This window comes from Blastopirellula sp. SH421, from assembly GCF_057808535.1.
In genome coordinates this window covers 523,675-536,618 of sequence record NZ_CM173712.1, presented here as the reverse complement: position 1 = coordinate 536,618, position 12,944 = coordinate 523,675, and the positions used below count along the sequence as shown (strand labels likewise).

General features: G+C 56.4%; 14 protein-coding genes. 11 read left to right on the top strand and 3 right to left on the bottom strand.

What is annotated here, in order from left to right; translation table 11 throughout:
• Positions 1 to 88 precede the first annotated feature (88 nt).
• From SH421x_RS02200 to SH421x_RS02190, 3 genes are all read left to right on the top strand, one after another.
• Positions 89 to 955, top strand: a complete 867-nt coding sequence (locus SH421x_RS02200; RefSeq protein WP_488853680.1) for a 3-keto-disaccharide hydrolase — start codon at positions 89 to 91, stop codon at positions 953 to 955.
• Between the two features lie 113 nt (positions 956 to 1,068).
• A complete protein-coding gene (locus tag SH421x_RS02195) occupies positions 1,069 to 1,674 on the top strand; it encodes an RES family NAD+ phosphorylase (RefSeq protein WP_488853679.1) in 606 nt (201 codons plus the stop codon).
• 83 nt (positions 1,675 to 1,757) lie between these two features.
• A complete protein-coding gene (locus SH421x_RS02190; RefSeq protein WP_488853678.1) occupies positions 1,758 to 2,204 on the top strand; it encodes a hypothetical protein in 447 nt (148 codons plus the stop codon).
• A gap of 36 nt (positions 2,205 to 2,240) precedes the next feature.
• On the opposite strand, the gene SH421x_RS02185 is transcribed toward SH421x_RS02190, so the two are convergent.
• Positions 2,241 to 2,699, bottom strand: a complete 459-nt coding sequence (locus SH421x_RS02185; RefSeq protein WP_488853677.1) for a DUF1499 domain-containing protein — start codon at positions 2,697 to 2,699, stop codon at positions 2,241 to 2,243.
• A 129-nt stretch (positions 2,700 to 2,828) separates the two neighbouring features.
• On the opposite strand from SH421x_RS02185, the gene SH421x_RS02180 reads away from it, so the two are divergent.
• The 8 genes from SH421x_RS02180 (at position 2,829) to SH421x_RS02145 (ending at position 11,178) form a co-directional block, all read left to right on the top strand.
• The gene (locus tag SH421x_RS02180; RefSeq protein WP_488853676.1) at positions 2,829 to 4,181 is read left to right on the top strand and encodes a replication-associated recombination protein A; all 1,353 of its coding nucleotides are present in this window, start codon (positions 2,829 to 2,831) and stop codon (positions 4,179 to 4,181) included.
• A complete protein-coding gene (locus SH421x_RS02175) occupies positions 4,178 to 4,456 on the top strand; it encodes a GlsB/YeaQ/YmgE family stress response membrane protein (protein WP_488853674.1) in 279 nt (92 codons plus the stop codon). The genes SH421x_RS02180 and SH421x_RS02175 overlap by 4 nt, the downstream gene beginning before the upstream one ends.
• Positions 4,457 to 4,512: 56 nt before the next feature.
• Positions 4,513 to 5,325: a sugar phosphate isomerase/epimerase family protein gene (locus SH421x_RS02170; RefSeq protein ID WP_488853673.1), complete on the top strand. Its 813-nt coding sequence runs from the start codon at positions 4,513 to 4,515 to the stop codon at positions 5,323 to 5,325.
• A 105-nt stretch (positions 5,326 to 5,430) separates the two neighbouring features.
• Positions 5,431 to 5,787, top strand: a complete 357-nt coding sequence (locus tag SH421x_RS02165; protein WP_488853672.1) for a VOC family protein — start codon at positions 5,431 to 5,433, stop codon at positions 5,785 to 5,787.
• A 409-nt stretch (positions 5,788 to 6,196) separates the two neighbouring features.
• Positions 6,197 to 6,418 (top strand): translation initiation factor IF-1, encoded by a 222-nt coding sequence (infA, locus tag SH421x_RS02160; RefSeq protein WP_488853671.1) that lies wholly within the window; start codon positions 6,197 to 6,199, stop codon positions 6,416 to 6,418.
• A gap of 280 nt (positions 6,419 to 6,698) precedes the next feature.
• Positions 6,699 to 8,402, top strand: coding sequence for a hypothetical protein (locus SH421x_RS02155; RefSeq protein ID WP_488853670.1), 1,704 nt, complete (start codon positions 6,699 to 6,701; stop codon positions 8,400 to 8,402).
• A 325-nt stretch (positions 8,403 to 8,727) separates the two neighbouring features.
• Positions 8,728 to 9,069 carry an FHA domain-containing protein gene (locus SH421x_RS02150; RefSeq protein ID WP_488853669.1) on the top strand — a complete coding sequence of 114 codons (342 nt, stop codon included), beginning with the start codon at positions 8,728 to 8,730 and terminating at the stop codon, positions 9,067 to 9,069.
• Positions 9,070 to 9,243: 174 nt separating this feature from the next.
• Positions 9,244 to 11,178, top strand: coding sequence for a thioredoxin domain-containing protein (locus SH421x_RS02145; RefSeq protein ID WP_488853668.1), 1,935 nt, complete (start codon positions 9,244 to 9,246; stop codon positions 11,176 to 11,178).
• Between the two features lie 5 nt (positions 11,179 to 11,183).
• On the opposite strand, the gene SH421x_RS02140 is transcribed toward SH421x_RS02145, so the two are convergent.
• Together SH421x_RS02140 and SH421x_RS02135 are read right to left on the bottom strand one after the other, a co-directional pair.
• Positions 11,184 to 12,173, bottom strand: a complete 990-nt coding sequence (locus tag SH421x_RS02140) for an ABC transporter substrate-binding protein (protein WP_488853667.1) — start codon at positions 12,171 to 12,173, stop codon at positions 11,184 to 11,186.
• A gap of 112 nt (positions 12,174 to 12,285) precedes the next feature.
• Entirely contained in the window at positions 12,286 to 12,882 is a 597-nt protein-coding gene (locus tag SH421x_RS02135; RefSeq protein WP_488853666.1) for a dual specificity protein phosphatase family protein, read from the bottom strand.
• Positions 12,883 to 12,944 lie beyond the last annotated feature (62 nt).

The following is a 12,944-nucleotide window of genomic DNA, read 5'->3' as shown; positions in this document are numbered from 1 at the left end:
GAGCTGCGACACTGGGAAGTCTGCCTAAGATATCTCGTGAAATCCCAAGATCCCGCCACGCCTCTTTCCGTTTAGGTCTCGCCATAATATGCCTGCGAATCGTCTTTGCGCCTTGCTTGTTTTGCTGATTGGTTTGCCGACTTCCCTAGCACAAGCGGAAAAGCCTTCGCCGCCGATGGCAAAGGCGATCACGCCGACCGAGACGATCTCACTGCTCGGCGATGGTGACCTGTCTAAGTACTTTTACACTTGGCTGACCGACGGCGGTTACGAAGATCCGCGTCACGTCTTTACGATGAGCAAAGATGGCGTCTTGCATATCTCCGGTGATGGCTTTGGAGGGCTCATCACGCACCAAGAATACGCTGACTACTACTTGGTGATCGAGTATCGCTGGGGGACTGAGACCTTACTCACCCGCAAAGATCGCGCTCGCGACGGCGGCGTGCTGCTGCATTGCCAAGGTCCCGATGGCGGTTTCGGCGGCACGCCAGAGAAACCAGGTCCGTGGATGACCTCGCTGGAATGTCAAATCATCGAAGGGGGCGTCGGCGACATCCTGGTCCTACCAGGCAAAGACGCCAACGGCCAACCGATGAAAGCAGAAGCAACCTGCACCATCGTTCGCGATCGCGACGGCGAAGCAGTCTGGTCACCCCAAGGCGAAGCGACCTACTTCAACAAAGGTCGCATCAACTGGTACGGCCGCGATCCCGATTGGAAAGACGTCGTCGACTACCACGGCCCGCGCGATGTCGAAAGCCCCGGCCAAGAGTGGACCAAGCTCGAATGCTTTTGCGTCGGCGACTCGCTGGTCTATCGCGTCAACGGAGTCGTCGTCAATCGCGCCAGCAAAGTCTTCCCACGACAAGGCAAACTGCTGCTACAAACCGAAGGCGCCGAAATGTTTGTCCGCAAAGCGGAGATTGGGCCGCTGCCGAAAGAGATTCCGTAGAAAAGGCAAATCAGCCGCTTTGATTGCATTTCTTACGTGAACTGTCGGAAAGTGATTGATATACTTGCGGTTCACAGGATTGAATTTCGCTCCCGAATTGAATTTCGCCAAAGATGGCCTCTCCTGATCCGCCTGAGGTTTTAGCACTTTTCGAGACGATTGCGAGCCTTCTTCCCAATGCGAAGGCATTCCACGGCGCGTTGCTCCGTTCAGCCGAAACAAGATACGCGAACCAGGCGGATTTCCTCTCCGGCTTGGGAGCTGCTCAACATGGAGGACGTTGGAACCGTCGCGGTATTCTCGCCGTATATGGTTCTTTAGATGTCTTGACCGCTACGCAGGAAGCGTATCAAACTTTCGCCGATTTTGGATTCACATCCTCCAGCATCCGCCCCCGCGTCATGGCCGGGATTCAGGCGAAACTTCAAGTCGTCCTTGACCTCACCTCTTCATCTACCCGTCGACGAATTCGATTTTCGCTCGCGGATCTACTCCAAGAGAACTGGTCTGCAATTCAATTGCAAGGAGAAGAGTCATGGACTCAGGCGATCGGCCGTGGCTGTCACCTTGCTGGGTTTGAAGCGCTGCAAGTTCCCTCGGCGCGTCAGAAAGGGGGCGTGAATCTTGTTATTTTTCCCGACCGCCTCCGAGATGGAAGCTCGCTCCAGTTGGTGATGCCAGAAGATTTACCCCCGCACCCCAAGTACTGGCCAAATTAGCATGCATTTTTGCATGCCAATTTGCTTGCACTATTACTCTAAACGGAGTAGAATCTTATCATCCAATGACTTGAGGTGCAAAAATGAAGAGCAGAGTTAAGCAGAAACAGCCGCCCCGCAAACCAACCGCGAAGAAAGTCAACAACGCCCCCAAGGTCGAAATCGTGCCGATCCAAGGCCTCAAAGGCGCCGGGCTGCTGCGCACTGGCGACGAATCGCGACTAGAACTTCGCGATCACTTGCAAATGCGCCGCGAGTTATTTGGCCGCGTCGTCAATGTTTCGGTGCGGACGCTCGCCAAGGTCGAGCTGGAAGGTCTGCAAGTCGAAAAACTACGCCGGCCCTACAACGAAGTCTATCGTCTCTACCTCGCACTGAGCGAAGTCGTCCAACCCGCTTCACTCGGCCCCTGGTTCGATACGCCCAACTCAGCGTTTGACGGCTTGAAGCCAATCGAAGTGATCGAGCGGGGCGAGATTGATCAACTTTGGGAAATGGCCTTCCGCTTACGCAGCGGGATGCCGGGATAGACCGCTCTTTGCCTGTCGAAAAAAAGCCGATCGAATCTACTCGCACTTCCAAGCCTTCTCATCCACCGCCTGCAACCGCCGCATCAGCTCTTTTATATTCCGCGGGTTCTGCCCCAGATCTCCCTTGCCTAATCGCGACTTGCTGTAGACCGAGATCCACCTTCCCTTGCCGGTGGGCTCTAGCGTGATTCGGATGTCATCTACAAATCCCCACAACGGCGTCTTGCGCGTGGCGTGGATGACCGTCTTTTCTCCTCCGTCGACGCTTTCTACACTCCAACGCGGAATGGTCGCGATCTGCGCTTGAACCACTTTGCTCGCACAGTCGGCGGTTCCTGTCACAAAGATTGTGCGAAGCAGCGGATCGCTGGCTTTGACCGAGGTAGTCGCTTCGTTGGTCGACAGATCCCGCGACCAGTCGTCGACCGTCATCACCATGGCCAACACGAACAACAACACGACGCTTCCTACCATGGCCAGGGCGATCCAGAGCATTTTGCGTAACTTCATTTTGGTCAGTGGGGGGCGAAAATTGCCATTGAATTGCGACGCCGCCCGGTTGCCCAGTCGGCGCCATACGATTCCAATAGTATGGCCGAAACCTTCTTCCCCATGGTCGCGCCAGTGTCCTCTTTATTCGAAAAAGCGGAAGCGAAAAACTTTGATCGCATCAAGCCGCTCGCCGCGCGGATGCGTCCCCGCACGCTGGAAGAGTTCGCCGGACAGCGCCATTTTCTGGGAGAAGGCAAGCTTCTCCGCCGTCTGATTCAGGCCGATCGCTTGAACTCAGTCCTCTTTTATGGTCCTCCAGGAACCGGCAAAACGACCCTGGCGCAACTGCTGGCCCGCGAATGTCGCAGCCGCTTTGAGCAATTGAACGCCGTCACCAGCGGCGTGAAAGAACTGCGCGAAGTACTGCAAAAAGCCAAAGACGAAATCGCCGTCGGCGGTCGTCGCACGCTGCTGTTCATTGACGAGATCCACCGCTTCAACAAATCGCAGCAAGACGCACTGCTGCCGGATGTCGAGAACGGCGTCATCATTTTAGTCGGTGCGACGACCAGCAATCCCTTTTTCGCCGTCAACAGCGCCCTGGTCAGCCGCAGCCAGGTCTTTCAGTTCCAGCCGTTGTCGCCGGACGACGTCAAACAACTGATCCATCGCGCCTTGGCCGACAAGTCGGTGGGGCTCGGCAATATCCCGGTCAACATTCACGACGACGCACTCGACTTTTTGGCCGAAGTCAGTGACGGCGATGCACGCCGAGCGCTGAACGCCTTAGAAATCGGCGTGCTGTCAAGCAAAGCACGCCCCATCGAGTTCACCCATGAGCTCGCGGCCGAATCGGTGCAACGCAAAGCAGTGCAGTACGATCGCGATGGAGACTCGCACTATGACGCCGCCAGCGCCCTGATCAAAAGCATCCGCGGCAGTGACCCAGATGCCGCGTTGTATTGGCTGGCCCGCATGCTGGAAGGGGGCGAGGACGTTCGTTTCCTGACGCGGCGGTTGGTGATCTTGGCCAGTGAAGATGTTGGCAATGCTGATCCACACGCATTGACGCTCGCCGTCTCGGCGATGCAGGCATGCGAGTTTATCGGACTGCCTGAGTGCCAACTGACGCTGTCTCAAACGGTCGCCTATTTGGCGCTCGCCCCCAAATCAAACGCCGCGACCCTCGCGATCGGCGAAGCGGTGCAGGATGTGCGTGAAGGTCGCTTGATTCCGGTTCCTGTGCATCTGCGCGACGCCCATTATCAAGGCGCAAAGACGTTGGGTCATGGCGCCGACTATCAATATGCTCACAATGCCGATGACGGCGTCGCCGCGCAAGACTACTTGGGCGTCGATCGCGAATATTACCGCCCGGTCCCGCGCGGCTTTGAAGCGGAACTGGCCGAGCGACTGAAATCGATCCGCGCGAAACTTCGCACGGCGAAAGCATCTCCCTCCTCCGCTGAGGAACCTGAAGCATGACCCTGTTTGAAATTCTGTTGTTTCTGATTGTCGCCGCGGTTTGCGGGGGTGTTGCGCGCAGCCTGGTCGGCGGCACCAACGGCGGTTGTTTTGTTTCGATCGCAGTGGCCTTCGTCGGCTCGATGCTCGGCGGCAAACTGGCCCAGTTTACCGGCATGCCAGAGCCGCTGCCGATCACGATCGGCGGAGTTCAACTGCCGATTGTCTGGTCAATCATCGGCGGCGCGTTGTTTGTCGCGGCGCTGCGTCTGATCAGCGGCGCCCGACGCGCGTAAGCACTTTACCCTACTGCACCCACTTCTTTCCTGTTTCACCCTACCTGACGAGTGTTATGAAATTCGGCATCTGCAACGAGACCTTCCAAGACTGGCCCCTGGCCCGCGGTTTTGAGTACGCCAAAAACGCTGGCTACACCGGTGTTGAGATCGCCCCCTTCACGATGGCCAATAGCGCCTACGACATCACGCCGCAACAGCGCGAAGAAACTCGCCGCGCCGCCGAAGATGCAGGCGTCACCGTGATCGGCCTGCATTGGCTATTGGCCAAGACCGAAGGTTACTACCTGACGACGCCGGATGACGAAGTCCGCGCTCGGACCAGCGACTACTTCGCCGAGCTGGCGCGACTCTGCCGCGATCTAGGCGGCACGATCATGGTGCTGGGTAGCCCGCAGCAGCGAAACTTGTTGCCCGGGGTGACCGAAGCCGAAGCGATGCGTTTAGCGGCCGATTGCCTGCGCCGCGCGATGCCCACGATCGAAGAATGCGGCATCACGCTGGCGCTGGAACCGCTGGGCCCGGCCGAAGGCGACTTTTTGTTAACGGCCGAGAAAGGGCTGGAACTGCGCGAGATGATCGGATCGCCCAACTGCCAACTGCATTTGGACGTCAAAGCGATGTCGAGCGAAGCCAAGCCGATCCCGCAAATCATCCGCGATAGTGTCCCGCACATCGCCCACTTCCACGCCAACGACGCCAACAAGCTGGGCCCCGGCATGGGCGAAATCGACTTCCACCCGATCTTCGCCGCGCTAAAAGAAGTCAACTACGACGGCTGGGTCTCGGTCGAAGTCTTTGACTATGAGCCGGGCCTGGAAAAGCTGGTCGATGGCAGCTTGAAGTACATGCAGAGTTGCATGGGATAAATGTCGAAGCCTGAATGACGAAAGAAGCACGAAGCTCGAATAAGCTCGACACCAGCCCGAGGCGCGAGCCCGAGGGAATGCGGCTCCAATCACCGAGCAACACACATGACACCAAAGTTACCACGTTGCAATTTGGTGGTGCTCCGCGCTGCAGACTTGGATTCCGCGGAAGCGTTTTATGGTGCGCTCGGCCTCGACTTTATCCGCCATGCACATGGCTCGGGACCGATTCACTTGGCCAGCGAAGTCGCCGGCCAAGTGTTTGAGATCTATCCGCTGGCAGAAGGAGACCTTCCGACCACCTCAACCCGGGTTGGTTTTATGGTCGCGTCGGTGGATTTAACCTACGCTCTGCTGCTCGCCACAGGCGTGCATTCAGTGTCGCCGCCTAAAGATTCTCCCTGGGGTCGTCGCGCGGTCGTCACGGATCCGGCTGGACATCGGGTCGAACTGACGCAATAGAAACGGAAACCCAGTAAAAGCCCTGGGATCGCACCGCTGGTGCGTGAAAACCCCGTTTAACGACGCCCTAAAGTTTGGCAATTCCGGACCGAGACGACCAACCGAGATTCTCACCTCCTCCGTATCGCCGACCGCGTTCATTGCCACGCAAGGCCGTGGCAATGGCACCCGGAAACATCCTATTGCCCGCAAATCCCCCATTTATTCAGGTATCTGTCTGACTTCGCTTCGACATTCTGATTTCGATATTCGTCATCCCCCACCACGGCTGTTTCTTACATTTTCAGGCGGAAATGGCCCAAAAGCTTCTTTCCCTTGGCTTCAGCCAGTTTGACCGGTATATTATGGTGGGAAGGGTGTTTCTTCACCCTTCTATTGAGGTCCTAGAGGAAAACTGAAGCAAGAGTTTATGGCTAAGAAAGAAGAAGCCCTCGAAGTCGATGGCACCGTTACCCAAGCTTTAGCGAATACCCGATTTCGGGTGCAGCTCGACGACGGGCCGACGGTTATGGCTCACGTTGCTGGCAAAATGCGGAAGCACTTTATTCGTATCGTTCCTGGAGATCGGGTTCGCGTCGAACTCTCCCCTTACGATCTGACCAAGGGTCGTATCGTTTTCCGCGAACGCTAAAATTTCTCGCCGGTCTTGGGCCACAGACCACCTCTGCTGGCGCCCTGATTCAGCCAGAGCTGACTTTTCCGGCGAAAATGAAAACCTGCGTTCTCTTTCGCAGGTAGTTTCTAAAAGCACGGCTTGCCTAGAAGTCGCGGTGCGCAACGACCCACGCGCATGCGGCTTTCGTATTAACCCAACAACCGTTAAATTGTTGGCATCTGGCGCATAGCCCCCCAAAACGGCAAGCGACTGCGATAGCCTGTGTCGCAGAAAAAAACATCCGAAGGAGACGAAAGTGAAGCTGCTATTGAAATCGACGTGGATTTGGCTCGCTGCATTGGCGCTGGCGACCTGCCCAACGCTGGTCCAAGCTCAAGACGAAGCAAAAGCGACCGAATTGAAAACGGTCGCGGTCGTTTCGATCGCTCCATTCAAAAAAGTACTTGGTGACTTCCAGTACCTGACCGAAATGGCGGACTTCGCCGATTACGGCCGGATGGCGGCGATGATGTCGGCGCCGTTCACCCAAGGAATTGATAAGACGCGCCCGATCGGCGTCGTTGTTCGTACCGATGGCCAACAGTTCAGCTATGTCGGTTTCATCCCGGTCTCCGACCTGGACTCGCTCCTTTTGATCCTGCAGGATCAAGTGGGTGAGCCGCAAGACATGGAAGACGGCGTCTTCATGCTCGAAGCGCCATTGCCGATCTATTACAAAGAAGTGGAAGGCTGGGCCTTTGTCGCACAAGACAAAGAATCGCTGGCCAACACGCCGGCCAAGCCTGTTGACTTGCTGGGATCGCTGGCGACCGACTATGACCTCGGCATCAAGCTCTATTTAGAAAACATTCCCCAGCTTTATCACGAAATGATCCTCGCCCAAATGCGCAGTGGGATCGAACTTTCGCTGGAGCAAGAGCCGGGTGAGTCGGACGCCGATTTCGCCGAACGCCAACAGATGGTCGAGCTGCAAGTTGCTCAACTTGAGCGTCTGTTCACCGAGATCACCGACCTGACGGTGGGCTGGAACGTCGACAAGTCGGTCGGCAAAACCTATCTCGACTTTAGCTACAATGTGGCGCCGGGATCGCAGCTTGCCGAGCAACTAGCGATGAACCAAGGAGTCACCAGCGACTTCACCGGATTCCTCAACAATCAAGCTGCCGGAACGCTGCACGTCGCCAGCAAAATCGCGAAAAAAGAGATCGAAACTACGGTCAAGCAGATGAATGCAGGCCGTCAAAAAGCGTTCGCCGAAATCGAGAAGAGCGATGACCTGGACGACAAGTCGCGCGAAGCGGCCAATCGCTTGGTTGACTTGTCGTTTGACGCACTGATCGAAACGATCAAAGCCGGCAAGATCGACATGGGCATGACCGTGGATCTAGCGCCGAGCAAAATGACCTTCCTCTTTGGCGGGTTCGTTTCGGACGGCAAGCGGGTCGAAGACAGCTTCAAAGAAATGATGAAGTTGGTCGAGGACCAGCCTGACTTCCCCGGCGTCAAATGGAACGCAGACTCACACCAAGGGGTCAGCTTCCACGTGATCGAAGGTCCGGTTCCGGCCAGCGAAGAAGAAGCTCGCGAGCTGTTTGGCGAGAAGCTGCCCATCGTGCTGGGAATCGGCGAGAAGGCCGCCTATCTATCGATCGGCACCGATGCGATCGCGAAGCTGAAGAAGGCGATCGATGATTCGCTCGCAGGGGCTGGTCAACCGATGACCAGTCCGGCGACCATCGTGGTCTCCTCGAAACCAATTTTGGAGTTCATCAAGAGCATTGATGACAACGCTCCGATCGAAGCAGCTTTGGCGGCGCTCGACGGCAAGGATGCGCAACTGTTGATCAATGGAAGCGTCACGGAGACCGGGACCACCAGCCGAGTGAGCCTGGACGTTGGCGTCATCAAAGCCGTCGCCGCCGCAGTCGCCGTGCAGCAAGCCGAGAAAGAAGCCGCAGAATCAGCGGCCGAAGCGGAAGCTGACGACGACAAATTCTAAATCGAAGCCTGAACTTCAACATTCAGTCAATCTCAGGAGGGAAGCGAAGAAATCTTCGCTTCCCTTTTTTTCTTTCACTTCCCTCCAACCCCACCCCTCCTAGAGACTGGACACAGGGACCAATAAATTGTTTTTTGCCAATTGCGCTGGCAAATGTAACCTTTGGCCCACATTTTGCTTCTAATCTTCATCCTCTCCTCGTCAAATGCTCCCTCGCATAGGGCAAACTTTCTCACAGCGGCCAAGCGAACAATTTCAGCTCGGACTGCGTCTAGAAAGATGACGAGACAGGATGTCTTAGAATTTCGTGTGGATACCACAAGTTATGATCGCAACCAACAAACAATTCGCCTCCTCTTCTCTGCCCCAGCCGAAGGTGCATTTCCTGCGTTTGGAAGTAATCGGCGGCGAGATGAATGCTCAAGAGATGTTGCTGCAACTGCCGGTGCGAATCGGTCGGAGCGCCGACGCAAGCTTGCAGCTTAGTCATCCCTTGGTCGCCGAGGAGCATTGCGAAATCCTCGTTCGCGGTGAGGAAGTCTTGGTCCGGGATCTTGGCTCTGAAAACGGCACCTTCGTCAATCGCGATCGGATCGATCTGGCCCAACTTGCCCCAGGTCAGTTGCTGACCATTGGCGACGTCACCTTCCGCTCGATCCTTGACTAAACTCGGGACGAGAATCTAATTCAATTGCAAGCACGCGGTCCAACTCGGACCGCGTGTTTTTTTATGTGCAGTCCAACAGCAGCTCGCAGCGACCGCTCGGGAATATTCGCTTCCCTCCCGCCGCTATGGTACGATCAGACCTCCCGCCTCATATCCTGCTCGCCGAGACGCTCTATGTCTGCTTCACTTCGCGTGCTCTTGCTACTGTCGCTCGCCTTGGTCGCGTGTCAGTCATCCGCAGAGGAGCCTGCCGCCCCCAAGCATCCGGCCAATCATTTGGCGGGGGAAACCAGTCCCTACCTGTTGGCGCATGCTCACAATCCGGTGAATTGGTATCCGTGGGGAGCGACCGCGCTGGAACTGGCGAAGCAAGAGAACAAGCCGATCTTTCTTTCGATTGGCTACTCGAGTTGTCACTGGTGTCATGTGATGGAGCACGAGAGCTTTACCGATGAAGAGATCGCCAAGTTTCTGAATGAACACTTCATCTGCATCAAAGTCGATCGAGAAGAACGCCCTGACATTGATCATGTTTATATGACGGCCGTCCAGATCATTCCCCGCGGCGGCGGTTGGCCGCTGTCGGTCTTTCTGACTCCAGACAGCAAACCGTTTTACGGCGGCACCTATTGGCCGGCTCGCGATGGGGATCGCAATGTGCAAGTCGGTTTTCTGACCGTCCTTGCCCGCGTTGCTTTGCTCTGGAAAGACAAAGAAGCAGACCTGCGCAAGAGCGGCGACGGATTGAGCACGATGATCCAAGAGGCGCTCAGGCCGCGTGTCACGCTCAAGCCTCTGGCGCTGGACGAGAAGCTGCTGACAACCGCAGACGCCGCGATCGCCGAAACCTTTGATCCCGAGCACGGCGGCTTTAATTTCTCGGCCGATGATCCCAATCAGCCGAAATTTCCAGAGCCTGCAACGCTGCAATATCTGCTGGCTCGCGCCCAGTCAGGCGACGCCGCCGCGCAGAAGATGCTGACCACGACGTTGGATGGCATCGCCGCTGGCGGGATTCGCGATCACATTGGCGGCGGGCTCCATCGCTATAGCGTCGATCGCTTTTGGCGAATTCCGCACTTTGAAAAAATGCTGTACGACAATGCGCAGCTCGCCTCGATCTACGCCGAAGCATTTCAGCTGACCGGCAATCCGCAGTATCGCCGCGTCGCGGAAGAAACGTGTGACTTTGTGCTGCGAGATCTGACCGGCCCTGCTGGGCAGTTTTACTCAGCCATCGACGCCGACAGTGAAGGAGAAGAAGGCAAGTCCTATCGCTGGTCGCAAGCCGAGTTATCTTCACTGCTTTCGCCGGAGCAATTGCAATTGGCCAAATTGGTCTACGGCCTCGGAGGCTCTCCCAACTTTGAAGAAGTTTACTTTGTCCCGCAACTTCAGGCGCCGATCGCCGAGCTGCCGCAGAACCTGAAGCTGGACGAAGCCGAACTGCAAACGCGTTTGCAAACGCTACGTGAAACGTTGCTTGCTGCACGTGCCAAGCGTATCCAGCCGGCGGTCGACACCAAAGCATTGACCGCGTGGAACGGATTAATGATCGCAGGACTGGCCGACGCGGGACGGATTTTGCAGCGGCAAGATTATCTCGACGCCGCGGCTCGCAATGCAGACTTCTTGCTGGCCAATGTCAGCTCAGCCGATGGTCGTTTGCTGCGGAGCTACCAAGCGGGTCAGGCCAAAATCGCCGCTTATGTAGATGACTATGCGATGCTTGTTGATGGGCTGATCGCACTGCATCAAGCGACCGACGAACCCAAGTGGCTCGACGCCGCGCAGCGTCTCACCGCGCAGCAGACCGAACTGTTTGGCGATGCGCGTCTCGGCGGCTTTTACTTTACCGCCGCCGACGCAGAAGAAATCATCGTCCGCGGCAAGATTTCGACTGACAATGCAATCCCAGCCGGCAATTCGGTTGCGGCCGGCAACTTGCTCTATCTGGCCGAGAAGCTAAATGACGACGCACTGCGTCAACAAGCGATCGACGCCATCCGCAGCGGACAAGCCTTATTAGAGCTAGCGCCAGCCGCAGCGCCACGTTTGTTGGTCGCGGTCGAGCAACTGGTCACCGCTGAAAAAAAGAGCAGTCCTTAAAGCTGCTACTGCTGTGTCGCCAGCGCGAAAACATCTACGGCGAAACAATCCTCCGGCTTAACCGGGCCTTGTTTGGCGACGTCGACGTCCACCATTTGATCCAGCAGCTCGGTCCAGCGGGCCAACGTCATGCGACCATACTGGTCATCTGTGGTAGGAAGCGAAAGCTTACGAATCTCGGCGGCTCCAAACTCCAGCGCGGCGACGTCTAGTTCAGGATTGAGGGTCGCGATCTGCTCGTTCGTCTCTTTTGAAGAATCGAGATAATGCTTCCAGCCGCGCAAGCTGGCGCGCGTCATCTTTACCGCCAGATCTTTTTCGGCCTGCAATAGATCATCACTGGTAATCAAAATGCTGGTGTAAGGATTAAAGCCCAATTCATGCACCATCAGAGTGCGCGTCTTCGCTCCTTTTTCTTGCGCCACATAGGGCTCACTAAAGACATACGCTTGCTGAGTGAAGTTGGGGTCACTTAAGAATTGAGCAAGATTGCCGTTGTAAGGCACAATCCGCACGTTTTTCAGTGGCAATACTTTTTGCAAATAGGTCGCAAACGTCCGACCTCCGTTCATCGCCAAAGTGCAGTTCGAGAGCTCGTCCCAGGTTTTGATCGGCGAATCGGCATGCAGCAGGATACAGCGAGGGCTCTTCTCGAGCGGCGACATCAGCGCCACGACGTTCGCCATTTGCGCGCGGCCGAGAATCACCTGATCGGCATTCGCAACGGCGAATTCTACATTTCCCTGCGCCACTTGCTGGATGATCGGAACGCCGGGTCCACCGGGAATGATCTCTACATCCAGCCCTTCGTCAGCGAAGAAGCCTTGCTGCTGGGCGGCGTAAAATCCGCCGTGCTCCGCTTCAGGAAACCAATTGAGGGCCAAGCGCACTTTGCGTAGCGCCGGGCCATCGTCGGCTTGCGGTGAGCCGGTTTCTTTTTGAGCAGTACATCCGACCCAGGTCAGCAGCAACAAGATGGCGACGATACGCGGCATAACGATTCCTCGAAGGCGAAGAGCGGGACGGACCTGCCGTTTCGATATCGTAGCTTTTCTGACCGATTTGGCGAGCTAAATCAGACCATTTTGTCGTCGCCGCGACAAACGATTACTCCGGCGGATTGGTTGATTCCGGCGCTGGCGCAGCGTCTGGCGGCGGCAACTGCGATTTTTCTTTGAGCCACCACTGATAAAACTGCTCCACCACTGGGCGACGATGCACGCTTCGCAGCGTTTGCGGGCGTTTGCTGATCAAAAAAAGCTGCGCCTCGGTCGGGGTCATATTTTTGGCTTTGATCAGCCAGCAGACCACAATGGTCGCGCTGCGAGCCCGGCCTGCTTTGCAATGGATGTAAACCTGCTTGCCGGCGGCGATCTGCTGATCGATAAATTCGACTCCCCGCTTGACGTCTTCCAGCGACGGCGGGACGAAGTCAATCGTCGGCAAATGGAGCTGCTCGACCCCTGATTTGGTGTAGGTCGCTAGCGGCCCGGCGAACTCTTGACAGGTATTGACCACCGCGGTGACGCCGGCGGCGATGATCTCGGTGGTAATTTTTTCGGTCGGCAGCGCCCCGATCAAAACATGCTCATCAATTCGATCCCACCACCGCCAACGGCGAAAAAGGCGAACCATTGACCAGTTAAAGAGCAGGGTTGGGTAGAAAGCGACCGCGGCGAACGAACGACTGAGGGGTCGATGCATGCGATGGGCCGGGGGCGGATCTGGCTTAGTTTCTCCTGTCATAGAGTTCGATTATGATATTT

Excerpts from the sequence above, each read along its gene's own strand:
- SH421x_RS02200 (WP_488853680.1), top strand. The coding sequence starts at position 89 with ATGCCTGCGAATCGTCTTTGCGCCTTGCTTGTTTTGCTGATTGGTTTG.
- SH421x_RS02195 (WP_488853679.1), top strand. The coding sequence starts at position 1,069 with ATGGCCTCTCCTGATCCGCCTGAGGTTTTAGCACTTTTCGAGACGATT.
- SH421x_RS02190 (WP_488853678.1), top strand. The coding sequence starts at position 1,758 with ATGAAGAGCAGAGTTAAGCAGAAACAGCCGCCCCGCAAACCAACCGCG.
- SH421x_RS02185 (WP_488853677.1), bottom strand. The coding sequence starts at position 2,699 with ATGCTCTGGATCGCCCTGGCCATGGTAGGAAGCGTCGTGTTGTTGTTC.
- SH421x_RS02175 (WP_488853674.1), top strand. The coding sequence starts at position 4,178 with ATGACCCTGTTTGAAATTCTGTTGTTTCTGATTGTCGCCGCGGTTTGC.
- SH421x_RS02170 (WP_488853673.1), top strand. The coding sequence starts at position 4,513 with ATGAAATTCGGCATCTGCAACGAGACCTTCCAAGACTGGCCCCTGGCC.
- SH421x_RS02165 (WP_488853672.1), top strand. The coding sequence starts at position 5,431 with ATGACACCAAAGTTACCACGTTGCAATTTGGTGGTGCTCCGCGCTGCA.
- infA (WP_488853671.1), top strand. The coding sequence starts at position 6,197 with ATGGCTAAGAAAGAAGAAGCCCTCGAAGTCGATGGCACCGTTACCCAA.
- SH421x_RS02150 (WP_488853669.1), top strand. The coding sequence starts at position 8,728 with ATGATCGCAACCAACAAACAATTCGCCTCCTCTTCTCTGCCCCAGCCG.
- SH421x_RS02145 (WP_488853668.1), top strand. The coding sequence starts at position 9,244 with ATGTCTGCTTCACTTCGCGTGCTCTTGCTACTGTCGCTCGCCTTGGTC.
- SH421x_RS02140 (WP_488853667.1), bottom strand. The coding sequence starts at position 12,173 with ATGCCGCGTATCGTCGCCATCTTGTTGCTGCTGACCTGGGTCGGATGT.
- SH421x_RS02135 (WP_488853666.1), bottom strand. The coding sequence starts at position 12,882 with ATGCATCGACCCCTCAGTCGTTCGTTCGCCGCGGTCGCTTTCTACCCA.